This window comes from Aeromonas sp. Y293-4 (assembly GCF_027705905.1).
Classification (GTDB): Bacteria; Pseudomonadota; Gammaproteobacteria; order Enterobacterales; family Aeromonadaceae; genus Aeromonas; species Aeromonas veronii.
Window position 1 is genome coordinate 1 of sequence record NZ_JAPDCI010000002.1, and the last position, 25,970, is coordinate 25,970.

At 45.7% G+C, this 25,970-nt stretch carries 22 protein-coding genes; all 22 read right to left on the reverse strand.

What is annotated here, in order from left to right:
* Window positions 1–486: 486 nt before the first annotated feature.
* The 22 genes from OKC31_RS02185 to rfbB all read right to left on the reverse strand — a co-directional run bounded on the left by OKC31_RS02185 (window position 487) and on the right by rfbB (window position 25,925).
* Window positions 487–897 carry an H-NS family histone-like protein gene (locus tag OKC31_RS02185; protein WP_005344269.1) on the reverse strand — a complete coding sequence of 137 codons (411 nt, stop codon included), beginning with the start codon at window positions 895–897 and terminating at the stop codon, window positions 487–489.
* A gap of 608 nt (window positions 898–1,505) precedes the next feature.
* The gene (locus OKC31_RS02190) at window positions 1,506–3,245 is read right to left on the reverse strand and encodes a PglL family O-oligosaccharyltransferase (protein ID WP_270656319.1); all 1,740 of its coding nucleotides are present in this window, start codon (window positions 3,243–3,245) and stop codon (window positions 1,506–1,508) included.
* A 123-nt stretch (window positions 3,246–3,368) separates the two neighbouring features.
* Window positions 3,369–5,447, reverse strand: a complete 2,079-nt coding sequence (locus OKC31_RS02195; protein WP_270656124.1) for a YjbH domain-containing protein — start codon at window positions 5,445–5,447, stop codon at window positions 3,369–3,371.
* Window positions 5,444–6,190, reverse strand: coding sequence for a capsule biosynthesis GfcC family protein (locus OKC31_RS02200; protein ID WP_255912521.1), 747 nt, complete (start codon window positions 6,188–6,190; stop codon window positions 5,444–5,446). The genes OKC31_RS02195 and OKC31_RS02200 overlap by 4 nt, the downstream gene beginning before the upstream one ends.
* Complete coding sequence (locus OKC31_RS02205) at window positions 6,187–6,858, reverse strand: YjbF family lipoprotein (RefSeq protein ID WP_255912523.1); 672 nt, start codon at window positions 6,856–6,858, stop codon at window positions 6,187–6,189. Before OKC31_RS02205 ends, OKC31_RS02200 begins: the two co-directional genes overlap by 4 nt.
* A 90-nt stretch (window positions 6,859–6,948) precedes the next feature.
* Complete coding sequence (yjbE, locus tag OKC31_RS02210; protein ID WP_236563270.1) at window positions 6,949–7,182, reverse strand: exopolysaccharide production protein YjbE; 234 nt, start codon at window positions 7,180–7,182, stop codon at window positions 6,949–6,951.
* 99 nt (window positions 7,183–7,281) lie between these two features.
* The gene (locus tag OKC31_RS02215; protein WP_270656126.1) at window positions 7,282–8,241 is read right to left on the reverse strand and encodes a Wzz/FepE/Etk N-terminal domain-containing protein; all 960 of its coding nucleotides are present in this window, start codon (window positions 8,239–8,241) and stop codon (window positions 7,282–7,284) included.
* Window positions 8,242–8,313: 72 nt separating this feature from the next.
* Window positions 8,314–10,938, reverse strand: coding sequence for an SLBB domain-containing protein (locus OKC31_RS02220; RefSeq protein WP_270656129.1), 2,625 nt, complete (start codon window positions 10,936–10,938; stop codon window positions 8,314–8,316).
* Between the two features lie 185 nt (window positions 10,939–11,123).
* Entirely contained in the window at window positions 11,124–13,085 is a 1,962-nt protein-coding gene (locus tag OKC31_RS02225) for a polysaccharide biosynthesis protein (protein ID WP_270656131.1), read from the reverse strand.
* 59 nt (window positions 13,086–13,144) lie between these two features.
* A complete protein-coding gene (locus tag OKC31_RS02230) occupies window positions 13,145–13,702 on the reverse strand; it encodes a sugar transferase (protein WP_270656133.1) in 558 nt (185 codons plus the stop codon).
* Window positions 13,696–14,673 carry a UDP-glucose 4-epimerase family protein gene (locus OKC31_RS02235; RefSeq protein ID WP_270656134.1) on the reverse strand — a complete coding sequence of 326 codons (978 nt, stop codon included), beginning with the start codon at window positions 14,671–14,673 and terminating at the stop codon, window positions 13,696–13,698. The genes OKC31_RS02230 and OKC31_RS02235 overlap by 7 nt, the downstream gene beginning before the upstream one ends.
* Window positions 14,674–14,689: 16 nt before the next feature.
* Window positions 14,690–15,586 carry a glycosyltransferase gene (locus OKC31_RS02240; protein ID WP_270656136.1) on the reverse strand — a complete coding sequence of 299 codons (897 nt, stop codon included), beginning with the start codon at window positions 15,584–15,586 and terminating at the stop codon, window positions 14,690–14,692.
* A 22-nt stretch (window positions 15,587–15,608) separates the two neighbouring features.
* Entirely contained in the window at window positions 15,609–16,664 is a 1,056-nt protein-coding gene (locus tag OKC31_RS02245) for an EpsG family protein (RefSeq protein WP_270656137.1), read from the reverse strand.
* Between the two features lie 92 nt (window positions 16,665–16,756).
* Window positions 16,757–17,662, reverse strand: coding sequence for a glycosyltransferase family 2 protein (locus OKC31_RS02250; protein ID WP_270656139.1), 906 nt, complete (start codon window positions 17,660–17,662; stop codon window positions 16,757–16,759).
* A gap of 157 nt (window positions 17,663–17,819) precedes the next feature.
* Window positions 17,820–18,722: a glycosyltransferase family 2 protein gene (locus OKC31_RS02255; RefSeq protein ID WP_270656140.1), complete on the reverse strand. Its 903-nt coding sequence runs from the start codon at window positions 18,720–18,722 to the stop codon at window positions 17,820–17,822.
* A gap of 44 nt (window positions 18,723–18,766) precedes the next feature.
* Entirely contained in the window at window positions 18,767–19,933 is a 1,167-nt protein-coding gene (locus OKC31_RS02260; protein ID WP_270656141.1) for a nucleotide sugar dehydrogenase, read from the reverse strand.
* Between the two features lie 27 nt (window positions 19,934–19,960).
* Window positions 19,961–20,794, reverse strand: a complete 834-nt coding sequence (locus OKC31_RS02265; protein ID WP_270656144.1) for a glycosyltransferase family 2 protein — start codon at window positions 20,792–20,794, stop codon at window positions 19,961–19,963.
* A gap of 43 nt (window positions 20,795–20,837) precedes the next feature.
* Window positions 20,838–22,277 (reverse strand): MOP flippase family protein, encoded by a 1,440-nt coding sequence (locus tag OKC31_RS02270; protein WP_270656146.1) that lies wholly within the window; start codon window positions 22,275–22,277, stop codon window positions 20,838–20,840.
* 61 nt (window positions 22,278–22,338) lie between these two features.
* Window positions 22,339–22,884: a dTDP-4-dehydrorhamnose 3,5-epimerase gene (gene rfbC / locus OKC31_RS02275; protein ID WP_270656148.1), complete on the reverse strand. Its 546-nt coding sequence runs from the start codon at window positions 22,882–22,884 to the stop codon at window positions 22,339–22,341.
* Between the two features lie 127 nt (window positions 22,885–23,011).
* Window positions 23,012–23,944 carry a dTDP-4-dehydrorhamnose reductase gene (gene rfbD, locus OKC31_RS02280; protein ID WP_270656150.1) on the reverse strand — a complete coding sequence of 311 codons (933 nt, stop codon included), beginning with the start codon at window positions 23,942–23,944 and terminating at the stop codon, window positions 23,012–23,014.
* Window positions 23,941–24,840, reverse strand: a complete 900-nt coding sequence (gene rfbA, locus OKC31_RS02285; protein WP_270656153.1) for a glucose-1-phosphate thymidylyltransferase RfbA — start codon at window positions 24,838–24,840, stop codon at window positions 23,941–23,943. Before rfbA ends, rfbD begins: the two co-directional genes overlap by 4 nt.
* Window positions 24,840–25,925: a dTDP-glucose 4,6-dehydratase gene (rfbB, locus tag OKC31_RS02290; RefSeq protein WP_270656156.1), complete on the reverse strand. Its 1,086-nt coding sequence runs from the start codon at window positions 25,923–25,925 to the stop codon at window positions 24,840–24,842. The genes rfbA and rfbB overlap by 1 nt, the downstream gene beginning before the upstream one ends.
* Window positions 25,926–25,970: the final 45 nt, after the last annotated feature.

A 25,970-nucleotide genomic window follows, 5' to 3' on the forward strand; every position in this document is an offset into this window, starting at 1 on the left:
GAAGCGTACCCTAACTGGTAGTTGACCGCCTCTCTCCTATGCACCATGGGCATTGCACTTATTATCTGAATTCACGGCGCAGCCAATTACATGCATCGGCGACCCAGAATATCCCGGCCATACCTTGCGGCTATCTCTATCCCTCACGCCCCCTGATCGGAGATAACGGTTACCGGATATTCCATCAGCAGAGAGCTCGGATCTTACCAAGCGGCGCCCTGTGAATCGTGAGAGACATATCCGAAGCGCATATCTGCGCGACGCATACAAATAGCGATATCACGCAGTTAATCCTGCACGACAAAATTAATCGAAAACAACGAGTGATATTGAGCAAAGTAACAGTGAAGTGAAACGATGGTAAAAAGGATACAAGCGAGGATGTAGATAACAATGGGGCGAAGGGGCAGATTGGATAACCACGAGTAAAACGGCAAAAATAATGCCGCTCAAAGGCGGCATTATTCAATCTCTGAACCTGACGAATTAGATCAGGAAATCGTTCAGGTCTTTACCCAGTGCTACTTGAGCAGCAATGGCTTTCGGCATACGGCCTTGACCGGTCCAGGTTTTTTCCTGGCCATCTTCTTCGTACTTGTATTTAGCCGGACGCGGAGCACGCTTGCTCTTGGCAGCGCCAGTCGCAGCAGCCGGAGCAGCGGCAGTCGCCAACAGCTCGCGAGGATCAATACCAGCCTGCTGCAGCATTTCGGTGAATTCATTCAGCTTGCGCTGACGCTCTTCTTGTTCAGCACGCTCCTGTTCAACAGAATCGGCGCGCTCTTGGTAAACCAGGTCAAACTTCTCTTTAGCTTCCAGCAGTTGCTCAAACGGCAGCTCACGAATAGCCGCACGCAGACTGCGAATGTTCAGCAGAACTTTCAGAAACTCGTTCATTATTTCCTCACAAAAAAGTCGGTTACAGGGATAACTGTTTCAGAATAGCATGGACAATTCGCGAGAACATACAGTTTTTCTATATTAACGTTCTTTTTTTCTTAAATTTCACCATCAAGATCGAATGCTTGCCACTATCAATAACAAACTGGCTGGAATGCAGATCTTCTGGGTAGAGAGGTGATTACCATCTTGTGTTCAAGAAACATAGGTATTTCAAGACTCATTAATTTCCAGTTCAACATCCAACAAAACTAACTCGGTAACCTGCTTTATAAGCCTGAGCGCACATTTCTACCATACGTTCAACATCATGTGACAAAACTACGCCTATCTGTTTAGCAATGAACACATCTAGACCCTGTCCCTTTACCCGATGATGAGGGTGATATCCCAATTGACTATCAACCCATTCAACACCCTCAATAAAATCATATATCAATCAATTAGTTGTAATCATCACATGACATTTCAAATATGTCGTTCATAGCCCGTTTGACAGACGCATGCGTCCGAAAACAGACTGTTCAGATACTGGTAGTCCAGAAGGTAAAAAATAAAAAAGCCAGGTGTTTTTAACGGCTGGCTTTCTATGTATCCAAATAGCACTATTTATTTTTGGTTATATTCTTGCCTGATTGGTCAACACCGGTAATCACAGCCTGTGAAGCAGATCCAGTTAAAAGGGGCTCGGTTGGATAGAGCTTAAGTGCTTCAGCTCGCATCGCATTGGCCTCCTCTGTACGACCCAATGCCTTAAGCGCGATCACCATATTAGCGTATATGTTGGCACGCGGTGTATGGCGTACGAATGCCTGCCCCCACTCCAGATAAGCTTCCAGTTCGGTCTTGTTATTTGTCTGCAAACCCACCATCAGACGAACTGAGTTCACATCAAATTCCACTCGGGTCAACCAAGCAATGGGATTGACGATATCAAGTAGCAAAGTCGGCTCTTTATACCCACCTCTTTCGTACTTGGTGACTACCCATGCGGTGTGAATTGCTGTGAGCATAAAGGGAACAACCAGCAGCGGGATAGCGATCGCCATAAATCGCAGTAACAGCCATGGGCGGCATTCCATATCCCACCATGATGAGAAACCCTGACTCGCCAGGTTGGTCTCCTCAATTTCGGTATCGATGATATAAATCAGCGTCAGCAACAGCCACCACAACACGATCGCATGGTAGAGCGGGTATTCCGTCTGGGTATGAAGCAATATCGGTGTAACCAAAGCAAGTAGTCCCATGGCATTTACCCAACGCACACTCGCCAGACGCCATAATAATGCGCCCCCCATGATCACCATGCCGACCATGGGTGCAATACCGCCCTCAACAGCCCAATAGAGAAACTCGTTGTGGGGGTGGTCGAGATTGTACTCAATCTGCACCATGGACGGATTCAGTGCTTTATCAGCCATGTAGTGATGAAGAAAAACAGATTCAAAACTGCCGTATCCCCAACCACTCCAGGGAGCCTGTGCAATCAGTTTTGCCGCGTAAGGCCAGTAAATAGAGCGCATACCACCGGACTGATAGATCTCTAATCCGCGTTTTGCTCCAGCCAGCCAATATTGTGATAACAGGCCAATCGCTACAGCCAAAATAACCAGACCCAATATCCGCCATAGCAGCCGCTGTCGATAAAGCTGAGGCATCAGTAAAAACAGTGCTAGCAGACCGCCTAACTGCCCCACTCGGGATTGCAAAACAACGAGCAGCAGTGCTGCAGATAGAATGACGCCATAGCGCAACGCCATCAGCAATCGCCCCCCCTCTCGGCGTAATTCCAGCCAGATAGCAAGGGCAAGGCCAGTTGCCATAAATGTCGCCATCACATTTGGCTGTTGAAAGATCCCGTAAGGGCGATTGGCTTTGGTGTCATAGCCAATCCAGTTTCCTGGCGTTAAGAGGTAGAATTGCACCAGCCCCAGCAATGCCTCTATCGCGATCGCAATCAGGATGAGATAGAGCAAGCGATCACGCTGCGCCTTATCAAAGCGCCATTGATAGAGTCCAAACAAAAACAGCAGTCCAGCAAAAAGTCCCAGCAATCGGGGAATGGCATAATCCTTGAGTGCAAAACCTGGATAGAGCATCGGGAGCAGTAGCAAGAGTGCCCCTATCCATAAGCCCGTTTGCAATGGAGAAAAGAGCAGACGCTGGCGTAACGTTACTTGCCACAATCCCAATCCAATAGCCAACGAGGCAAACACCCATCCCCATGCGTTAAAGGGCAAATACAGCCCCGCACCACCAGGATTGTGCATAAAAAAGTGCATGCCCAACAACCAATAAGCGATAAAAAGTACGCCAAACAAACCACCTAGGTATTTAATCATCATGCATTCCTAGCATAATTCCCTCAGATTGCCATATATCTTAGGCAGGTAATAAAAGGGCGAGCAGTGTACAACTGCTCGCCCTGTTTGATGAAGAAAGATCAGTCCTATGGCAACTTTCGATTACTGCAGCTCAGTCAAGCCGTAAAGACCATTCTTGCGACTCAACATTTGGCCTCCATCCCGTGTCAAAGGAACCCATCCAATGCTTCCTTTCGCGGTTGTTGGCTTGAGCAGCATCAAATCAAACGGTATCGTGACATAAATTCCTTTGGTAAAGCTACCTTCACCATACTCGTCTGCAGAGACATTGGTAAATGTTGCATACCCTCCCAAGACAACGCCCGAATCAAACCGTTTGGAGAAGTCGAATGTAGCGCCTTTGTCACCAGCCAGATACTGACCTACGGAGACTTTAGCAGTGACATTACTCACGAATGGTAACTGCCAATACGCAGTAACATGTCCAGTCATTACATCATAATCAGCCATTTTCAGGGTATTGTTCCAGTCTCGCTGTTTCACCCAGTTTGCATCAACACCAATGGCCCAAGTCTTACCGTATGGGCGATAGAGCACCTCACTCCCAACGCCGGCATACATCATCTCCAAATATCCACCATAAGCTTGCCCGTACCAATCTTGAGCAAGTGGTTGCATATGGGTTAACTGCAAGTTGTTGAGTAATACATTTGAAGAATCTACATACTCACGAACCCACGTACGAACTCGTGGTAAAGCTGCGCCATCTGGAGGAGGAGCCTTATAATTGAACTCATCGTAGTTATTCACCAGATTAACAAACAGCGTACCTTGCAAACAGTTGTTTACATTTATACGCCAATCGGCATTTGCGTTAATGCCTAACTGATACATATAGAAAGACTCAGCACCACCAAATGATTGCGTCAGATCTGGATCAAAAGAGTATGAAAAGGCTTTGCGCTCAGCGGCATAGGTGGGTTTCCCCTGAATTTTTCCTGGTGCCTGTATTGTTGATTTTTCATGCTGTTCCTCTCCCAACACCTGTACCACATTTGCACGACGAACAGATGGAAGATCGATGCTGGTCTCTTGTAACTGGAAGTTCGCCTTACGTTCAACAACATTCAGCTCATGAACTGTACTAGGCAGATAATTTGCTGCTAACAAAGAGGTTCTCTTTATCGCCTCACTCTTATTACGATACTTGCTCTGCTTACCGATGACAGTCACAGAATTAGTGGTTGTGTAAAACTCTGTATCCTGCCAACCAGCATTCTCTTTCAAATCGGCAGTTAGCGCCTTCCACTTCACATCTGTCATGGTGACAGGAACTTGGTCAGGCTGATAAATGGGTCTCGGCTGATCAATATGAGCGGGTTTCATATCATTAAAGTTAGTCCGAAAAGTCACCCCCCACATCAAGGTGTTTCCTCTCTGCCAGCTTAGATGGCTATCCAGATTATCGAACACACGGTACACCGCACCTACATTCCAAGGTGAATCTTGATGAATATGGCCAGCGAACTCCTTGCTATAATCATTACCATCATATTCCAGCTTCAACCTGAGTGGTTGCCATGGCGTCTGATACTCAATACCACCGAAGAGTGCCGCTGATCCATGAAACAAGCTATCAACTTCAAACTTACCACCGCTACCAGAATAGCCAGAATTTCTTTGACACCAGCTATCTTTATACTCACAAAATGGGTTGTTAATATTACCACTTTCGGCCATATTTCCCCAGCCGATACCGATCGTAAAATCAAATGGACCATAGCGTTTGCTAGCCGTCATAAACTCACTATCAAAGAGACCGGTCCCCATTAAATCTCTAAAGCCCACGGAAACCTGTGGCAGATAGTTAGATTCTTTCCAGAGACGGAACTTGAAATCCATCGCTTTGTCTTTATAGGTTTGATCACCACTAAAATCTTCGTTCGGACTATATTTTCTTGTTCTTACATCAGTGTATCTTAGTGTCGCCTCAAACCAATCAAATGGCTGTGCAGAAATGGACCATCGACGATACTGGTCATTATCAACATAGTTGGCACTGAATTCACCTGTTTTGGCCATTCGTGCAGTAGGCATTTGAAGCAGCCCCACCCCACCGAAGTCACCTTGTGAGGGACCATAAGGATCAATAACAGACTCTGCAGCACAAACCGCCCCTGAAACAAAGATTGCAATATATTTCAATTTAGGCAGCATCATTCTGGCACTCGATTAGCAATCAGATTGGCAATACGAATATTGATATCCTTATATTGCTCTGGAAGGATTTGGGAATCAAAACCGACAAACAGCGTAGCTCCCGCCATAGGTTCACGATGCAGTTTGTTCCAATTAGCGACAGGAACGCGGCTGATAAAACCGTCAGGCTGGATCAGGAATGCTTCATGCTGCGCAGCGCCAGCCAACAAGCGGTAATCCTGCCAATAGGTTGCCAAACTGGCACCAGGCTGAAGCAGCTGCTTACTGCGACCGTTAATCAGTCCGACGAAGTAGATAAAATCGGGCCTTGAAGCAAGAAAAAGTGTGTACTGCCCTTTCAACAGTGGATTACCATGCGGGTCAACTCTGGATTTAGCAGGGTCTAATGCGATTGACAAACGACCACTGACAGGAACTTTGTCCAGCTCTTGTAGTAACTGCTGAGTTGACTGGATCAATGCACCTTTGTCACCCTCTTGCATCCAAAATACCTGAAGAGATTTAAGATCTTTGAGCAATTGTTCTTTAGTCGCCTGAAATTCCGCTATGGTTTTTTCATTCGCTATTTGTGCAGTACGCCAATATATATCATCTGGCAATTGAACATTAAATAACAGGTCTGCAAGTCTGGCTCCATCATGCAACTCAATCTTCGCTGTAGCATGACGTTCAAAAATCACGTTTACATCAGCTTGAGCCAAAGCAAAAAATGGTATGAGACCGATCGTCAGGTATCTTTTCATAATGCGTACGGCTTTAATATTGTCATTTCAATCACCGGCAAGTCCGGCCCCAATTGCTGCTGGCTTTTTAATACTCTGCCTGTACTAGGTTCAAACCAATAGTAATTATGCCAGGAGTTCTGGTCATGTCCGAGACTGACCAACTCGTCAATCAACATAACATCATGTGATTTATCAAGGATTAACAACATTTCTGGAACAGCAGATATAAACTTAGCCCGCATGTTATATCCACTCACATAATCCTTTTCCCATTCAGCAGTATACTGCCAAGACATGGAATCTAGGTTCAAAGATATATCGGGTACATTTACCATTTTTTGTAATGGATCAGGCCAAGTCGATGCCACTAAATAGAGATCATTTTCCAAACCCACCGTCTTGTATAGTCGACCTGATTTGGTAACAAAAAGCTTATTATCAGAACTCACCCAGCTCAATGAACCATCAGGATCTGCAAACGCAAGTACTACCAATGCTTGCGGGTTATCACCAACTCGCAGATAAGCACTGGCATAAGGTAATTCTCGCACCTTTTCAGCAGTTACCTGCACATCATCCACCCCCAAAAGGGCATAACGGAGCGTTGCATAGGTATCAGAACTGGTGGCAGAACAACCACTCAAGAGTAACAATCCCAAAGGTACAAACAAACGAAGATAAAACATAGACGGGTCACTCAGTGGAATTGGAAAATGATTGCAAAGTGACAAAAATAAGGCTGCCAATATGGCAGCCTTATTACAATACCAAACAACTTACTTGGTAGCAGTAGTTGTGTTAGTGCTGGTACTGGTCGAGTCGTCGTTTGCCTCTGAAATAACAACCGCTGCCAGTACGGCAGCACCAACACCGACAGCAACCAAAGAGGTGGTACCAACAGCCGCAGTGCCCGCTGTGGAACCCGCTGCAGTCCCTGTGGTTTCTTCAGCAGCAAAAGCATTTGAAGAAAGAACCAACAGAGCAGCCAGAGTCAACGCTGATTTTTTCATTACTAGTTTCCTTGTGTAAACATTATTTAAAGTACTAACAGGATATCGTGAAACAAACCAATAAGCCAGAGTAAGTCGCTCAGATGAGCCCTTAATCAATTACGATAGTGTACGTCCCATTGCATGCCGTACCAGCACGATCATAACGCCTAACATGCCACCAAGCAAAGTCCCCAATACGGCTATCAACGCTCGCTTAGGTTTCGCTTTCTCTTCAGCTACCACAGCAGGATCAAGGGTTTTGAACACGTACTCTTGATTCACTTCTGTCAACATCAAGGTTTTCGTCTGATCCTCGATCAGTTGATAGAATACCTTCTGCATATCTGCGACCGGTGTTTTCTCGAGCTGTGCTTTGAGATAGGTAATGTTACGTGTCGCATCGCTTTGATCACGCAGCTTCATGGCCTCATTGAGATCGGCTACCAACCAGTCAACCCACTGCTTAGCGCACTCCGGCGAGTAGTAATCCACCGTAACCGTGACCAGCCCCGATTTGGCATCCTGACTGATACTGGCAACATCGCGAAATGCCTTGACCAACTCCCAGTCCGTTGGTTCAACCGACTTGCCAGGGGGCACTTCGCGCACCCACTTTTTGCTGGCCACATCATAGATCTCTTCATCAATCACCAATTCGCCAGTCGTCTTGTCCGCTTTGACTACGGCCATCAACGGCACTTCCAACTGATGTTGGCGAATAAAATGGCTAAGAAACTGGCGAGATTTCCCAATCTCGACCGCGATAGCCGTCTTGTCCGGTCCTCCGCTACTGAGGTTGACCCCCGCCAAGCTGGCAAGCCCGCCAAACTGGGCTGCCATAGCAGCAAGGCCGCCACCTTGTTGTTCAGCAGAAGGCGCAAGCAGAGCCTCGGAGCGATAAATATTTGGCAGTGAAAGGGCAACCAGCACGGCAATGACCGCCCCAATCAGGGTACTGCCGGCAACCCACCACTTACCGCGCCAAAGCGCCGCAAACAATTCACGCAAATCGATCTCATCTTCCCCACCACCGCTCATCGCAACAGGCAAGGGAGGGTGTTCTTTTATCTGTGTCATAACTAGCCAAATCTCAAAAGAGCCAGGTGGCCTTTCCACCTGACTAAATGGACTATCAAATGAGGTGTGGAATTACTTGATGGCACTCCACGCGACACCCAGTTGATAAAGGATCTGGGTAGCAGAAGTCATGATGCTCAGGTTATCCAGATAATCGGAATCAACAGGCACCACGATTGTATCGCCAGGCTCCAGGTGCTTACGGCCACCAAACCAGCTATCACCTGGCAACATCACACTGCCATTCGCCTTGATCACATAAATGCGGTCGGTATCTGCCTGCTTCTTGGTGCCACCAGCCCGACTCAGGTAATCGTTGACGCTCAGGCTACCATCGTAGACGTGGGAAGATGGGAACTGCACCATCCCCTGAATTGAGACCACATTTTGCAATGCGGGCACATAGAGCTTGTCGCCATCTTGCAGCATTACATCAGCCTGCTTGTCACCAGACAATATCGCCGGCATGTCGATAGTCATGCGACCGACCGCCTTGCTGTTTTCCAGCTGGTTGACGACCGTCATCGCCTCTGCAGGCGAGCTGGTGTAGTTGGCAATGCTGGATTGACGGCGCAACGTCATCGTGGCGATCTCTTGCTTAAGCTCATCACGCAACAACGCAATACGTTCAGCTTCCTGCTTGCGCAGCGCCTCGCGAGCAAACACTGCGCCATTCGGATTCGCATAAGGGGTTATACCGCCGACTCGCTGGATCAAGTCCTGTAGGCTTTCGCCACGACGAACTGTATAGGTCCCAGGATACTTCACCTCGCCAAACACCTGTACGGTTGCTTCTTCACGCCACTGAGGATGAGGCAATACGTTTAAGCTGTCTTTTGATTGCACCAAAGGTGACCCAGTGACACGATTCGCTGTTGCCAAATCAAGGCGCTGATTATCAATCACAATATCGTTGCCCCTTTCGCTGACCCGTGATAGCTCGATCACATTCGCCTGTTCGTTGAAACCACCGGCAGCCATGATCAAATCATGGGTACGGCTAAAGGGCGTCAAAGGATAGATCCCTGGGTATTTAACCTCGCCGCGCACTTCAGCAATCTGTACCGGCTTGCCTTGTGCCGCTTGCGCTTTCAAACGTTCAAGAACGGGAGCAAGAAGATCCTGACGGGAAGCCCCAACAATAGCCTCAGTTGTTGTTGTGCCAGACACCTCCGCCAACGTCATCTTCTCTTCTTTGGCAAGCTGCGCACGGCTGACATCAGCACCAGTGCCGATATCTACCGCATCCGCTTGTTGAGCAATACGTTGTTGGGCCTGTTTGTTGATAGTTGCTGAAGAGGTTCGTGTATTCGCCAGCTGCTTCAATCGGTCGGTCGCATCATTGCTAAAAATCAGCACCTGATCACGTGGCTGCAAACGAATGTCATCTTCGCCACCAGGCATTTGCAGTGCACGCCCCAGATTAAATTGCAGCACCTCGATGTTGCGCTGCGCATCCACTTCACGGACAACCAGGGCGTAATTCAAATCTGTGACAGAGGTCAGATCACGATCGGCACTTTGTAGAACCCGACTGATCCGCATTCCAGGTTGGAAGCTGAATACACCTTCACGAACCACGGCACCTTTTACCACAATCGCCTGGCTATATTCGGTACTGCTCGGCTTGACCGTGATCTTGTCACCATCGCGCACAACAAACTGGCGATCATGCTGACTGGCCAGATTCAAGTTGAATACCCGCATCCCGGTTTCACCATATCGGGTCACCGACACCTCTTTCAATGCAGCGGCTTTCATCCCCCCCGCAAGTCCCAGTACATTGACCAAGGCCGCAGGGCTACTCAATTCATAAATAGCTGGGCGTTTCACCAGACCATCGATACTGATCTCACTCCCTTTAGCAGGGATAAACACCGTATCACCAGAGCGCAGACGGATATCCTGGCTGGTATCACCCCATACCAACATCTTGTAGAGATCAACATCGATAACTTTCTGACCTGCACGCTTGACCTGGATCTTTCGCAGTGACCCAACGGTATCGATACCACCCGCGGCCTGCAAAGCCTGGGTTACGGTAGCCATACCATTGACGTTATAGGCACCGGGGCGATAGGCATCGCCCATCACAAAGACCTGCATGGTGCGCAAAGCGCCAAAACTGATAAACGCCTCTACACCAATCTTTTGCTCTTTGATCCGGTTTTCCAGTTCAGTGCGCAGTTGCTGAAAGGTTTGACCGCTGGCAGCAATAGGGCCAAGGGAAGGGAAATCGATAAAACCTTCACGGCCAATGGCCAGCGTATAATTTGCATTCTCTTTGCCATAGAGTTGCACCCGGATCTCGTCACCCGGCCCCATCACATAGTCATCAGCAACAGGCATATCAACAACTGGAGCATCAGTTAAAGGTTCACCGGCAAACACGTTATAGCCAAAGGGTTGTAACTCCCCCTCTTGTGCTACACCCGCCAAGAGAGGACGCTGGGATGCCTGGCTATAATCGACTTCACGCGGCGCAGCAACAGGTGCTGTATTGACAGGGGTAACATTAGCTTTTGCCGATGAGGCCCCCAACTGAGATGGGTCAATACCATATTGTGCTGCCAGCGCCTGCTGCTGGGCAGGGGACAACTGTTTAAATTTTGCCATCATCTCAGGCGTCACTTGCGGTGCGGCCAACACTGAGCCGCCGACCAACGCCAGTGAGAGCATCAATCCCTTTTCTATCATTTTTATCAAATCCACCAAATGTAACTAAAGAAAGTAATGCAACTGACATTCAAAATGTCCTTCATCATAACATAGTGAACGCACAATAATATTTGATGTGGTGAGCTAGGCACCTACAAGTCCAACTACATCTTTTGTCACCTAAAAATCGAGCAAATCATACTGAATACCGTCAAGCCTGCTGCTTAATGAATGGGTTGAGGGCTCTCTGAATTAAGAAAATCAATGTCCTCGACCACACTCAGACAGGGTTCATGCGTCAAAGTTTTTTTGGCCTGCCACACCAGATCGCAGATACCATCTGTGGGGTTAAAACCGGTCGGCATACTCAACAACAAGTGGCGAATCTGTTCATGATCAAAGCGGAAACAAGCGCTATCAAGCTCGGCCAAAAACTCCCGCAGTTGTGGCCATGGCAGCATTAACTCAGATGCTTTCATGATCCGGGGATGGGCAGTGCCCTCAACCTGCTCACCAATTAGTAGCTCCTCAAACAGCTTCTCACCGGGGCGCAAGCCGGTGATCTTAACCTCGATATCACCAGTGGGGTATTTGTCGCTCTTGAGCTTCAGGCCACTCAAACGGATCATCCGGTGGGCCAAATCAATGATTTTGACTGGCTCGCCCATGTCCAACACAAATACATCCCCACCTTGCCCCATTGCCCCTGCTTGGATCACCAATTGTGATGCCTCAGGAATAGTCATGAAATAACGAATGATGTCTGGGTGGGTCAAGGTCAAAGGGCCACCATCGCGGATCTGCTTGCGAAAGAGCGGCACAACAGAACCCGAAGAGCCTAGAACATTACCAAAACGCACCATGCAAAAACGGGTTTTCCGCTGTTCAGCAGCCAACGATTGCAACACCAGTTCGGCCAATCGCTTGGTGGTCCCCATGGTGTTAGTAGGGCGTACCGCCTTATCAGTCGAAATCAATACAAAAGTTTCCACCTTTGCTCTGATGGCTGCCTGGGCGCAGTAAAGGGTACCAAAGACGTTATTACGCACCCCTTCAACTACGTTGTATTCAACCAGAGGGACATGCTTGTAAGCCGCAGCATGGTAAACCGTTTGGACCTGGAAAGTGCTCATCACTGCTTGCAAACGATGTTGTCGCTGTACCGACCCCAGCAGTGGCACTATCTCAACTTGCAATCCTTCTTGCCGGCTGATTTCTTGCAATTCTTTATCAATGGCATACAAGCCATATTCAGACAGCTCAAACAACACTAATTGCGCGGGTTTACAACGGATGATCTGGCGACACAATTCAGAGCCGATAGAACCGCCCGCCCCCGTCACCATCACCCGCTTTCCAGAGATATTGGCATTGATCAACTCTGGGATCGGGACAACCGAATCACGCCCCAACAGGTCCTCAATACTGACCTCTTTAAGCTCATCGATATGGGCCTTCCCCTCAACCAGATCTGCCATACCAGGGATGGAGAGCACCTCACATGGGCACTGTTCTAGTCGATTGATCACCGCTTGCCTGACACTACGCGAGGCACTAGGCATAGCCAGCAAGATTTTTTTAATATCAAAGCGCTCAATCAATGCCTCGATAGAGTCAGTACTGTAAACGTTCACCCCCTGAATCACGGTCTTAACCAATGCGGAGTCATCGTCAACAAACGCCACAGGCAGGTACTCCTGCCCTTGATTCAACGCAAGTTGCAACTGTCGCCCGGAAGATCCAGCACCATAAATCAGCACCGCGACCCGTTGCTGACCAGTGCGCTGAACCAGCGCCCGAAAAAACAGCCGCACACCACCGACCAGCAACACTGAAAACGCAAAATAGATAACAGATACCGTTCTAGGAAGTGGAACTTCCATAAAGAATGCCAGCATGACTAGAGACATGGTAGACAGAAGAACGCCGAGTGATACCGTCCACAACACCTTGAAACCAACATATCGTAATACCGCGCGATAAAGCCCTAACCGCATAAATACGAGGATGGTAATTGGCAGCAAGAATGTAAGCATTTGCCAATGTGATAAGCTTTGCAATGGAATATTGGCATCCAGCCTTACCCAATAACCTCCCCAAAACGCCAAGCAGAGCAACAATAAATCTACAAAAATACTAACAGCTTGCTTATAAACTCGGGGAATAGCCAAGAAGTAATCCAACATAATGGGACCATTTAGTTAACAACGGTGAAGAAGATCAAACAGAATAATTCATGGTAACACTACTTAGACCCAACAGCATCACCAGCACCGCTACCGGTTGCCGTCATAATGATGTAACGGAAGTAGCGTGCTAATGTCAGGGTATCTATCATCTGCCGATCTGTTTTGGCAAGCAATCCCGGAGTTGACATATCGATGTTTTGAACCTGTGCCAAACCGGTAATACCAGGTAGAACCTCATACACCCCCAATGCATCGCGCTCTTTGATCAGTTCCTCCTGATTAAAGAGATTAGGACGTGGCCCAACCAAGCTCATCTCCCCTTTAAGCACATTGATAAGCTGCGGTAGTTCATCAATTTTCGTTTTGCGTAAAAACGCACCAAGCTTGGTGATGGAACTAGTGCTAGCCAAGTGACTCGCCACCGACTGGGTATCGATCGACATGGTGCGAAATTTAATCAGCTTAAATGGCTTCTTGTAACGCCCCACCCGCTCTTGCACAAAAATGGGCGAACCAGTATCAAGCAGCCCTATCAGAGTAACGACCAGTAAAATAGGCCAAAGAAATAACAACCCAAAAAATGCTGCACAAAAATCAAGCATTCGAATTAACATTTTTCTTCATCCTCAATAAAACAGCGTTTAATCCCTTCCTCCACAGATATCGGTGGTTGCCAACCCAATATCTCTTTGGTATAGCTGATATCAACCAATAGATTACCACACAATCGCTCAATCACAGCCGGTTTGCCGGTCACCCGTCCCAACAACCTTAACCAACTCATTGGCACTGACAATAACCTTGGTGACTTACCAGCTGCTAGAGTCATCATCACAAGCAATTGCGTGGTTGAAATATCATCTCCATCACTGACTAAAAATGTTCGATTCACCGCTTGTGGATGACGGATACAGATAATAATAAGATCGACCAGATTATCCAGGGCAACCATACTGCGTTGATTATGAATAGCCCCCAATGGCAACGGTAGATTTTTTTTAGCTAGAGCCAGTAAGGAAGAGAAATTGCCTTTCACCCCAGGGCCATAAACGAGAGGTGGACGAATAATTACTAGCTCCATGCCAGAATTGGCAGCCAGGTGTCGCAACCCATCCTCTGCTGCTTGCTTTGAACATCCATAGGCATCCTCAGGGGCAGTATCACAATTATGCGTAAATGGGCGACCATGACTGGTTGATTCACCATTCACTTTAATAGAACTGATAAAGATAAAGCGCTTCACACCCGCCGTAATCGACTGCCGAGCTAAATGCAACGTCCCATCAACATTAACATCCCGATAAATATCTATTCCATTATTATCTGAATAATTCATCACATGCGCTTGCGCAGCACAATGAATGACCACATCAACATCAACCAAGGCCGGGGCATAATCCGCAGCTGCACTAATCTCACCCGTCACATGACTCATCATTTGAGGACTGGCATCGGCAGCACGGTCATACCTCACCCCAGCCGGTGCACGGCGACCATAAGTTCGGACTGCCACTTCCGGTTGTTGCATTAGCTGCTTTAACACTGCATTACCCACAAACCCGGTGGCACCTGTTAGTAGAATCATTAATGTTCTCTAGCACTCAAAACAGATTAAACAATAAGGCAATAGACAGTGCAACTCGATCACGCCGCCTACGTCTTAGTTGATTGACATGAAAAAGCAAATATAAGTTACCAACATACCCTTTATTTAAACCATACTTAACAATAGGAAAATGATGCAACGCCAAATGCTCAGAAATCTTGGCACATTGTTTACGGTACCACTTACTTTTTATCATGTGCAGTCGTTTTTTAGCCGCCCTAAAGCTGTTATTTGTTCCGACCTGATTATTAGCGTGTTGCCGATACAACATCATTGGCTCGGGGTCAATAAACCAGTTATAACCCCGGCTACGAGCAAACGCGTAAAGCAACCAGTCATGTAATGCAATATCTTCGCCGACTTGTTCATAGCGCTCTAATAACCACGCCTTAAATTGAATCGCTACGTCACGTTTGAACACATAGGTGCAGCCAGGCCCTGCCGCCTCAAACAGATAATCCCAATCACGTTGTGGCTGAGCTTTGTCGATCAACACTTCACGACCATCTTCCCAAAAGGCCGTGACATTGGCAGAATAGCAATCATACTGCTGCAACTTTTCAATTGCTTTTGCTATTTTATTTTCTGGCCAGATATCATCTTGGTCGCTAAAGGCAATATAGTCATAGCCACTTAAATCTGTATCTTTTAACAAACGATAAAAGTTCTTACCTGCACCACCGAAACGTTCACCATAAGATAATACGGAAATATTATTATTTTCCTTAGCTGAATTTAAACAAATATAAAGTGTATTGTCTGTACTTACATCGACACTAACATCAATATCAACAACGCTGTCTTTTTGTTGCAAAATAGTCTTCAATTGTTCTAAAATTGAATTTTCACCATTATATGCAGCAAGTAAAATCAAAACTTTTCTACTTACCATAAAACGCGAACCTAAGCTTTAATCACGCTAAAAAAACCATTGAAAACGTCACTAATGAATAATATGTCAACACCGAGACTGATAAGTGCAACACGCAAAAAATAAAACTAATATATTTTAAATCTTTTGTATTTAGTTTGTATACACTCAAAACGTGGCAAATTAAGAAAGGCAGTAATAGCAGTAACCAATAATAATTCCTATAACTATAAGCGATTTCTATGAAAACAACACAATATACATTCACAAGCACAATAAATCTCGTTAATTGCCGTGGGATCCTTTCGTAAAAAATTTGTGTAAAAATTAAAAATAAAAACGGCATAATTAAATTATTTACTCTACCAAAAACATTTAAATCGTATAGCGAGCTATTGTCACTGTCTAAATAAAATCGTAGCTTAGCAACTAAAAACTCGCTCAACGACAACATTGAAATAAGATCAATCAATAAAGTTAATATCTTAGGCTCAACCATAAAGACAAAAACGACTACACATGTCAAAACAGTAATACTATGTTTTAGTCCATAATTGTAGTTAATATTTGAAATGATGAATAAACCAATAATCAAGCCAGCAGACCAATGAAAGCCTACCGACACAAATGCAAAGATAAAAAAATATAATATTTTCTTTTCAAGGAAGCTAAAGATAGCTAAAAGCAGCACCCACAAGGCAAGGCCTTGTCGATAAATATTAAACATAAGGTCCAATGATACATAGTTGAATACTAAAAAAACCATGCATAAGGATCGATACGGTGATTTTATGTGCCTGACTATAATCAAAGATATTAAAAATAAATGCAGCATACCTATCGCGTTATTGAAATATTCACTTTTTACACCAAAAAACTTAAATATTTCAAACAAAAATCGAAATGAATATTCAAAATCAAAATTACTTGATGAATTTAAATAATCATTGTATGCCGCTCTATATACCAATTCATCAGTACCGTAACCTGCTCTTGTTAAGATTAAAAGCACATAGAACAAGATCACAAAACAAAAAGTAACATAGTCAACCCTTCTGTCATTGAGATAAATAGCACAATATGAAAAAAACAAGAACATTATGTGTATACTAAAAATCAGAAATGTTTCTATGCTTGCGAATATAAACACAAACTGCCCTTATTATAGCTATGTCATTACGGTATGAACCATCAATTAAAATAACCTTTATCCATCTTACCAATAGCACCATCACCAATAGCTCTTAAAAGAAGGAAAAATGAATAACACTTTCTCTTTGAAAAAAGTGAGTAAAAAAATACATATTGTGGAATTTTAATGAATAGTGATAATTTCAAATTTGATTTGATTTTTTTTAATTTCAGTAAATAGACTGCATTTCTTACTATAAAATAATTTCTAAAATCTGAGTGTAAATTAATTTTACGCCCTAAATAGTTAACATATTCATCTCCAATGCTATGATTCATCACTATAGATGGTATCATATAGGAGTTAAAACCATCATGTGCACAGCGTTCACCCCACTCAATATCTACCCAGTCAATAAACAATTCGTCTAACATCAACCCAACTTCGTTGAAAACTGATGTTCTTATTAAAGATCCGGATGCAATTATGTAATCACAATGAATCGGATTTTTGGTGTTTATATCAATTTGTGTGGGTTTTGTTTGCTGAATAGCCGCAGCGATTTCATTCGTTTTTTCATCTTTAAATGCAGGGCCAACAGCAGCAACTTTATGCCCATTATTGAGCAAAATTGCTTCATGCTTTTTCATATTAGAGATGAATTCACAAGGCAACTGGCTATCTTGATCTAATAATAAAACATGTGAATAGTTTTTTTCTATTGCATATCGAATCCCAACATTCTGGGCATAGGCAATCCCTTTATTTTCGTTTAAATCAAAATAAACTGCCTCAAGTGACATTTTATTACAAATTGCCAATACCTTTTCCTTAACAGTAACTGGCGTGTTATCTATAATACAGATAGTATTGACTTGACCCACAAGACTAAACAACAATCTATATAATAATTCCTCATTAGGATGAAATAACACTATTATTGGCAACACTGTACTATTTTTCATAGAAATCCAACTTAAATATATATGAATCTACAATATCAATTTGTACATACACAAACAACATCTACAAATTAATCACAAAATTAATTCTCACAACGTTTAAATGTATTATCACCCTGCAATATATTAAAAAGCCACCTCAACCGTCAAAAAAAATTATTCACTTAATGCTACACCTCAAGAGCCTTATTCTTCTATTTAAATAAATCAAAGAACCAGCCATGTTCATAAAGTCAATGAATATATATATAATAATTTTTATTGATTTATTTTTTTCATATGCAGAGTATAAGAGTTTTTTTCCATTTTTTTTTGCTAGTACTGCAGCTTTATATGCCGTGATACTTATAGCTTCATACTTTAATGCTTCATACTTGTATAAGTCATGATGCTTTTCTAATAACATTTTATAAGCTTCAAAAAGTTTTTCTGGATTTGAGGATATGCTATCCGCCTGTAAATAAACATCTACCAACGGTTTATTTAAATAACCACACTTATACCGAGAGGTCAATCTAATCGCCAATTCCCAATCTTGTAATCTTGGAAAGCTAATATCAAAAGGCTCGTTTAAAAAGCACTGTCTTTTGCCTAAAATTGTCTGGGTACTCATCACATTTTGTGTCAACTCAATCGTTGCTAAATCCTTTGAGTCAACCATCATCGGCGGAATAATCGCATTGAAGTTATCATGAATATACTGATTATACCTAGATGCTACGATATCAAGATCGTGATTTATCAAAAAATCAATTTGAGTCTCAAGCTTATTACGATGCCAAATATCATCACTATCTTGAAATGCAACTAAATTATACTTCGCATGTTGCACACCGATATTTCTAGCTACATTAGCACCAGAGTTATTCTGAAGCTGTATGTATATTATGCGATCGTCACTGATGCTATTAACTACATCAGCAGTGTTATCGATTGAACAATCATCAACAACGATAACTTCTAATGAAGTAACAGTTTGTGCTAATACACTTTTAATAGCACGCTCTATTAGGTGAGCTCTATTATAAGTAGGAATAACAACAGATACAGATTGCTCAAACACACATACTCCTTGGCTAGAATAATTCTCAAAAAATTTAATTGAAATCAATCACACCCAAACAAATCACGGGTATACACTTTATCGGCAACATCTCGAATATCATCAACCATACGGTTCGCAATGATGACGTCACAGTCAGCTTTAAATTGCTCAAGGTCGGTGATGACGCGCGAGTGGTAGAATGTGGTCTCTTTTAAGGTGGGTTCATACACCACCACCTCAATGCCCTTGGCTTTGAGGCGCTTCATAATGCCTTGAATAGCGCTGGCGCGGAAGTTGTCAGAGCCGGCTTTCATCACCAGGCGGTAAACCCCTACCCGCTTGGGGTTACGGCGCAAAATAGATTCGGCAATAAAATCTTTGCGGGTGGTGTTGGCATCAACGATGGCGCGGATCAGGTTATTCGGCACTTCAGAATAGTTGGCCAATAACTGTTTGGTGTCTTTCGGCAGGCAGTAACCGCCATAACCGAAAGAGGGGTTATTGTAATGGTTGCCAATGCGTGGGTCTAGGCCGACCCCTTCAATGATTTGCCGTGAATCGAGGCCGTGTGATTGGGCATAGGTATCCAGCTCATTGAAATAGGCCACCCGCATCGCCAGATAGGTATTGGCAAACAGCTTAATGGCTTCAGCTTCCGTGCTGTCGGTGAGCAGCACCGGCACTTCATCTTTAATCGCCCCTTCGAGCAGCAAATTGGCAAAGGCTTGTGCGCGCTCGGAACGCTCACCGACCACAATACGGGAGGGGTGCAGGTTGTCATACAGGGCGCGCCCTTCACGCAAAAATTCTGGCGAGAACAGCAGATTGTCACAGCCCAGTTCTTCACGCAGTTTGGCAGTAAAACCGACCGGCACCGTTGATTTAATCACCATGACCGCTGCCGGGTTGATGGCCATCACGTCACGCACCACGGCTTCTACCGTGCGGGTGTTGAAATAGTTGGTGCTGGGGTCGTAATCGGTTGGAGTGGCGATGATCACAAAGTCAGCACCCTGATAAGCCTGCTGCTTATCAACCGTTGCGGTTAAATTAAGCACTTTGGTTTGCAGGTAGTGCTCAATTTCAATATCAACAATCGGCGACTGGCGCGCGTTAATCAGTGCCACCTTCTCTGGCAGCACATCAAGGGCAACCACTTCATGGTGCTGGGCAAGCAGCACCGCATTGGATAAACCGACATACCCGGTTCCGGCAACGGCAATTTTCATAATAAGTCCAGAATGGTAGTTGTATATTTAGTAGTTAACACACTTGGGGTGACGGCCAGTTTTAAATGCCTTACATAAAGCAACAAACTGCAACCACGTTAATTTACCTAATGCTAACTTAACGGCTTGTTTAACAATAACGAATATTGCTTGTCTCCAAGGGGTGTAATGGCGCATTGTCAAACCAAGATCATAAGCTCGCTCAACCTGACGAAATCGGCTCATGGCTTGTGACTCGCTTTCAAGCCGAGAGAGGCTGTGTTCAAAACCATCAATCATCTCAACTTGATCAGATAAACCCAACTGATGTAACCGCAAAAAAAAGGTTGTATCAACGCCATATAAAGCAAAGCGACTATCAAAAACATCACCGTAATGATTTTTTATTTTTTGTGCGATATCGTGGCGCACACCAATACCACTGCCTATCGCGATAACCTTATCAGTTACTTGATATGGCCCAGGATTAAACTTACCACTGACCGTCGGACTGCGATGCTCGCTATGAGAATATATCGCAGGTACGGCAACACCCGCTTGGCTACTTGACACAGCAGCCAGGTATTCTGCTGTTAATTGTGAGTCATCATCGAGAAACACATATCTATCACCAGGGTAGCGTTCTATCACTTGGTTATAGATATAACTTAATGGTTTGTTATCCAGCGTTTGGATTAGCTCAATATGCTGCCATTTATATTTTGTCGCATCATCAATATCTAACGTAATTTCCGAAGGGCCGTTGTTCCAAACGATTAGACTAGCCGATTTAGTATCAATTTCTGGATGCAAAAGAGAGTGTGCTGTTTGAGAATTCAGAATATCTTTATTGTAGATTATGATTAAATAAATACATTTCATGATGACAAACCTACTTCCATTATTTATTTTTCCTGATTTTATATTAAGATAGCAAAAGCCACCTGTTTATTTTTTCAGGTAAAATCACCCTCAATTGTCTTGAAAAAAACAAACGATAGCAGAATATATATATAGAACAACCAAACCCTATACAGATAAAAAAATTAACTTCACGATTAAAACTAAGCAATTCAATGTGAGTTAGCAAAAACATGCCAACAGCCATAATTGAAGCGCATATTATAGGTGCAGCCAAGCGAATAAATAGTTCTCTTAAACTGCAATTAATCGTTTTCATGCAGTAATACATAACAGGTAGAGCATTAAGTATATTTGCGACTAGATAAAACATAGCTAGTGCTTGTACATTGTACTGAGAACCAATAACAAACGCACTTACTTGCAAAATTGCACCAAGTAATCCTAATTTCATTAATAACTTTGTTTTACCATGTGCCATGAACACGCTGCCGGTAGTGCTAAGCAAGGACTGAATAAAACCTGTGGGTGCTAACCACAACAAAATGGAGGGCACTAAGGACCATTGTGCACCAAATGTTATGACCACGAAGGGATCACGCAACATCGCCAAACCCGCCATCATAGGTGCGGTAATGCTGGCAATAAAAGTCAGCACCTTTAGATACATAGCTTTTATTTGCGCAGGGTCATCCTGCTTGCGGCTCATTAATGGGTAGAGCGAACGCGATACTACCGAGGTTAAACTTTGTAACGGGAATAGCATCACCCGATAGGCAAGCGAATAGGCACCCAACACAGCCGCCGTAAAATAATGGCCAATTATCATTGCATCGCTGTTGCGTGAAAAATAGTTGATCAAATTAAAGGCGGTTAAGTTGCCACTAAAACCCAATAACTGACGCAATTGCGATTTGGCAAATATCAAGCTAGGTCGCCAATGAGCGCTGCGCCATAGCAAGAAGGTGGATATGCTGCAAGTGACCAGCGTTTGTCCCACCAAGCTATAGACACCAAAACCTTGATAGGCCATGCCCAAGGCAACAATTAAGGCAACTGCTGAAGCGCAAATCTCAATACCTGCCACCGTTCTAAAATGAGATTCACGCTCTAACAATGCTTGTTGGGCAGTGCCCAAACTAGCTATCGGGAAGCTTAACGCTAGCCATAACAATACCTGCATCAAAGCAGGTTCATTAAACAAATGAGCAATTAACGGCGAGGCAAAAAAGATCATCAAGGCAATACTGGAGCCCATGATCACATTGAGCCAAAACACCGTGGATTTAATGGTTTGATCAAGCTCTTTGCGCTGAATAATGGCGGCTGCAGTCCCTAAGTCACGCAGAATGAGGGTGAAGTTAGTCACTACTGTTGCCATTGCCATCAGACCATATTCGCTCGGGTCTAATAAACGAGTTAACACCGTTAAGCTGATTAATTGCAAGCCAATTTGAATTACCTTGGCTAGAGCAACCCATTTTAGATTTGATTTTAAAGTCATCAATTACTCAGTGTTTAATCAACTTGCGGCGCATAAGGATTCAATATGAATGTATTTTTAATTAAAATACTATTGCGAATTGCAAGCTAACCGCCTCTTGATCTTTCTTCGATAGACTGACTTCACCTTCAATTGGCCACTCAATTCCTACTTGCGGATCATCCCAACGAATAGTGCCTTCAGATTGTGGTGCATAGTAATTGGTTGTTTTATATAAGAACTCAGCAGTCTCGCTCAGCGTTACAAACCCATGGGCAAACCCTTCCGGGATCCACAGTTGGCGTTTGTTGTCGGCAGAGAGGTGTACCCCCACCCATTGCCCGAAGGTCGGTGAGCTTTTGCGAATATCTACTGCTACATCAAATACTTCACCCACTACACAGCGCACCAGTTTGCCCTGGGCATGGGGGGGCAACTGGTAGTGCAAGCCGCGCAATACTCCTTTGCTTGATTTTGAGTGGTTATCCTGCACGAAATTGACCGGATAACCGACTGCGGCTTCAAATTGCTGCTGGTTAAAACTTTCAAAGAAAAAGCCGCGTTCATCGCCAAATACTTTCGGCTCAATGATTTTTACGTCGGGGATCTTGGTGTCGATGATTTGCATAATGTTGAATGCTTAATGTTGAGTGCTGAATGGTGGATGCTGAATGCTGAATGCTGAGTAGTGAGTGGTGGATGCTGAGTGTTGAATGTTGTTGAGTGGGGCAACACATCAGCAACCACGTTCATATTCACATGGGCATATAACGATTCAAATGGTGTAACGCGGCTTGCCAATCGCTGGGCTTGATACCAAAGGCCTGCTCAATTTTTTGGCAATTCAGTTTGGAGTTTGCCGGGCGTTTGGCCGGGGTCGGGTATTGATCGCTGGTGATGGCGTTGACTCGCATCACTTTGCTGATAATGCCCTGCGCGTTGGCCTGGTTGAAAATCTCGCTGGCAAACTGGTGCCAGTTCACATGGGGCTGCCCGGCAAAGTGATAAATGCCGTAATACGGCTCGCCTTGTTGTTGATCTCGCTGTTGATCATGTGGCTGATCAGATTGTTGATCACGGGTGTGCAGTGTGGTGGCGATGGTGATCAGCGCCTTGGCAATGTCACCGGCATAGGTGGGGCCACCGAATTGATCGGCTACCACGCCGAGTTCGTCGCGGTTTTGTGCCAGCCGCAGCATGGTTTTAACAAAGTTGTTGCCCGTTTCGCAAAACACCCAGGCGGTGCGCAAAATAATGTGGCGCGGGCAGGCGGCGGCCACCGCTTGCTCGCCAGCCAGCTTGCTCATGCCATATACCCCTTGCGGGTCGGTGGCATCGCTTTCTGCATATTCACCCTGCTTGTCACCGGCAAACACATAATCGGTGGATATATGCAGCATGGCCGCCCCCACGGCATTGGCGGCCTTGGCTAAATAGTGCGGGCCATCGCGGTTAATGGCATAAGAGAGCTCCACTTCTTGCTCGGCTTTATCCACGGCGGTGTGTGCGGCAGCATTGATGATGGCATCGGGGCAAAATGCATGCACCATCTGCTCCACGGCGGTCGCATCGGTAATATCGAGCTGGTCGCGGTCAACCGCCAAATATTCAATGTCAGCTCGCCCGTTTAATTGCTGAACCAGGCAACTGCCCACTTGGCCATCACAGCCGGTGATCATGATTTTCATGCGTTCACCTCTGCATTCGTTTTGCGGGTTGCCTCTGCCACCAGCCGTTGCAAATATTGGCCGTAGTCGTTTTTGAGCATGGGTTTGGCCAGCTCCGCCAGTCGGGCGGTGGTTAACCAGCCATTGCGCCAGGCAATCTCTTCGAGGCAGGCGACCTTCAAGCCCTGCACATGTTCGATGGTTTGCACAAAGGATGATGCCTCATGCAGGCTTTGGTGGGTGCCGGTATCGAGCCAGGCAAACCCGCGACCGAGCAATTCCACACTCAGTTCACCGGCATTCAGGTACATCTCATTGAGGGTGGTGATTTCCAGCTCGCCACGGTGTGAGGGTTGCACCTGTTTGGCCAGCTCCACCACCTTGTTGTCATAGAAATAGAGACCAGTGACGGCGTAGTTGGATTTGGGGTTAGCCGGTTTTTCTTCAATCGAGATGGCCTTCATGGTGTGATCAAATTCGACCACCCCGAAGCGCTCAGGGTCTTTGACCTGATAACCAAATACCGTTGCACCACTTTGGCGACTGGCAGCCTGTTTCAGGGTTTTGCTAAACGATTGGCCGTAGAAAATGTTATCGCCCAGCACCAGGCAGACCGCATCATCGCCAATAAATTGTTCACCAATGATAAAGGCTTGCGCCAAGCCATCGGGGCTTGGTTGCACTGCATATTGCAGGCGAATGCCCAGATCGCTGCCATCCCCCAGCAGGCGTTTGAAGCTGTCACTGTCTTCCGGGGTGGTGATGATCAAAATATCCTGGATGCCGGCCAGCATCAGGGTGCTGAGCGGGTAATAGATCATCGGTTTGTCATACACCGGCAGCAGTTGCTTGGAGACCCCCCGGGTGATGGGGTAAAGCCGGGTGCCGGAGCCACCTGCCAGAATAATACCTTTCATTATTTCTTCTCCCCATACTGCTGGGCGATCCAGCTCTGGTAGGCACCGCTTTTGACGTTGTTGACCCACTGCTGGTTATCCAGATACCACTGCACGGTTTTGCGAATGCCCGACTCGAAAGTTTCTTGCGGCTGCCAATCCAGTTCTGCGCTCATCTTGCTGGCATCGATGGCATAGCGGCGATCGTGGCCGGGGCGGTCGGCAACATAGGTGATTTGATCGCGGTAAGAGCCCGCCTTGGGCACCAGTTCGTCGAGCAGATCGCAGATGGTGTGCACCACGTCGAGGTTCTGCTTCTCGTTGTGACCGCCGATGTTGTAGGTCTCCCCCACTACGCCCGTGGTTACTACCTTGTAGAGGGCGCGGGCGTGATCTTCCACATAGAGCCAGTCACGGATCTGGTCGCCCTTGCCATAGACCGGCAGCGGCTTGCCATCCAGCGCATTGAGGATCACCAGCGGGATCAGCTTCTCGGGGAAGTGGTAAGGGCCGTAGTTGTTGGAGCAGTTGGTGACGATGGTCGGCAGGCCATAAGTGCGGCGCCAGGCACGCACCAGATGATCGCTGGAAGCCTTGGAGGCAGAATAGGGGCTGCTGGGGGCGTAAGGAGTGGTTTCGGTAAAGAGTGGCAATGGTTCGTCACCACTCACTTCATCGGGATGAGGCAGGTCACCATACACCTCGTCGGTGGAGATATGGTGGAAGCGGAAGGCTGCTTTGCGCGGATCAGGAAGACCATTCCAGTAAGCGCGAGCCGCTTCCAGCAACATATAGGTGCCGACGATATTGGTTTCGATAAAATCCGCCGGGCCAGTGATGGAGCGATCAACGTGGCTCTCGGCGGCCAGGTGCATCACGGCATCCGGCTGGTGCAGGGCAAACACTCGATCCAGTTCGGCACGGTTGCAGATATCCACTTGCTCAAACGCATAACGTTCGCTTGTCGATACATCGGCCAACGATTCCAGATTGCCCGCATAGGTGAGTTTATCGAGATTGATAACGGAATCCTGAGTATCACGGATGATATGGCGCACCACGGCAGAGCCGATAAAGCCTGCGCCACCGGTCACTAAAATTTTCATAGAAAGGATGCTCTTATAACAGGGGTAAGGTTCATTTGAGATCAA

What these genes read in the sequence shown, in the direction of transcription:
- OKC31_RS02185 (WP_005344269.1), bottom strand. Translation starts at nt 897, where the DNA reads ATGAACGAGTTTCTGAAAGTTCTGCTGAACATTCGCAGTCTGCGTGCG.
- OKC31_RS02190 (WP_270656319.1), bottom strand. Translation starts at nt 3,245, where the DNA reads ATGATTAAATACCTAGGTGGTTTGTTTGGCGTACTTTTTATCGCTTAT.
- OKC31_RS02195 (WP_270656124.1), bottom strand. Translation starts at nt 5,447, where the DNA reads ATGATGCTGCCTAAATTGAAATATATTGCAATCTTTGTTTCAGGGGCG.
- OKC31_RS02200 (WP_255912521.1), bottom strand. Translation starts at nt 6,190, where the DNA reads ATGAAAAGATACCTGACGATCGGTCTCATACCATTTTTTGCTTTGGCT.
- OKC31_RS02205 (WP_255912523.1), bottom strand. Translation starts at nt 6,858, where the DNA reads ATGTTTTATCTTCGTTTGTTTGTACCTTTGGGATTGTTACTCTTGAGT.
- yjbE (WP_236563270.1), bottom strand. Translation starts at nt 7,182, where the DNA reads ATGAAAAAATCAGCGTTGACTCTGGCTGCTCTGTTGGTTCTTTCTTCA.
- OKC31_RS02215 (WP_270656126.1), bottom strand. Translation starts at nt 8,241, where the DNA reads ATGACACAGATAAAAGAACACCCTCCCTTGCCTGTTGCGATGAGCGGT.
- OKC31_RS02220 (WP_270656129.1), bottom strand. Translation starts at nt 10,938, where the DNA reads ATGATAGAAAAGGGATTGATGCTCTCACTGGCGTTGGTCGGCGGCTCA.
- OKC31_RS02225 (WP_270656131.1), bottom strand. Translation starts at nt 13,085, where the DNA reads ATGTTGGATTACTTCTTGGCTATTCCCCGAGTTTATAAGCAAGCTGTT.
- OKC31_RS02230 (WP_270656133.1), bottom strand. Translation starts at nt 13,702, where the DNA reads ATGTTAATTCGAATGCTTGATTTTTGTGCAGCATTTTTTGGGTTGTTA.
- OKC31_RS02235 (WP_270656134.1), bottom strand. Translation starts at nt 14,673, where the DNA reads ATGATTCTACTAACAGGTGCCACCGGGTTTGTGGGTAATGCAGTGTTA.
- OKC31_RS02240 (WP_270656136.1), bottom strand. Translation starts at nt 15,586, where the DNA reads ATGGTAAGTAGAAAAGTTTTGATTTTACTTGCTGCATATAATGGTGAA.
- OKC31_RS02245 (WP_270656137.1), bottom strand. Translation starts at nt 16,664, where the DNA reads ATGTTCTTGTTTTTTTCATATTGTGCTATTTATCTCAATGACAGAAGG.
- OKC31_RS02250 (WP_270656139.1), bottom strand. Translation starts at nt 17,662, where the DNA reads ATGAAAAATAGTACAGTGTTGCCAATAATAGTGTTATTTCATCCTAAT.
- OKC31_RS02260 (WP_270656141.1), bottom strand. Translation starts at nt 19,933, where the DNA reads ATGAAAATTGCCGTTGCCGGAACCGGGTATGTCGGTTTATCCAATGCG.
- OKC31_RS02265 (WP_270656144.1), bottom strand. Translation starts at nt 20,794, where the DNA reads ATGAAATGTATTTATTTAATCATAATCTACAATAAAGATATTCTGAAT.
- OKC31_RS02270 (WP_270656146.1), bottom strand. Translation starts at nt 22,277, where the DNA reads ATGACTTTAAAATCAAATCTAAAATGGGTTGCTCTAGCCAAGGTAATT.
- rfbC (WP_270656148.1), bottom strand. Translation starts at nt 22,884, where the DNA reads ATGCAAATCATCGACACCAAGATCCCCGACGTAAAAATCATTGAGCCG.
- rfbD (WP_270656150.1), bottom strand. Translation starts at nt 23,944, where the DNA reads ATGAAAATCATGATCACCGGCTGTGATGGCCAAGTGGGCAGTTGCCTG.
- rfbA (WP_270656153.1), bottom strand. Translation starts at nt 24,840, where the DNA reads ATGAAAGGTATTATTCTGGCAGGTGGCTCCGGCACCCGGCTTTACCCC.
- rfbB (WP_270656156.1), bottom strand. Translation starts at nt 25,925, where the DNA reads ATGAAAATTTTAGTGACCGGTGGCGCAGGCTTTATCGGCTCTGCCGTG.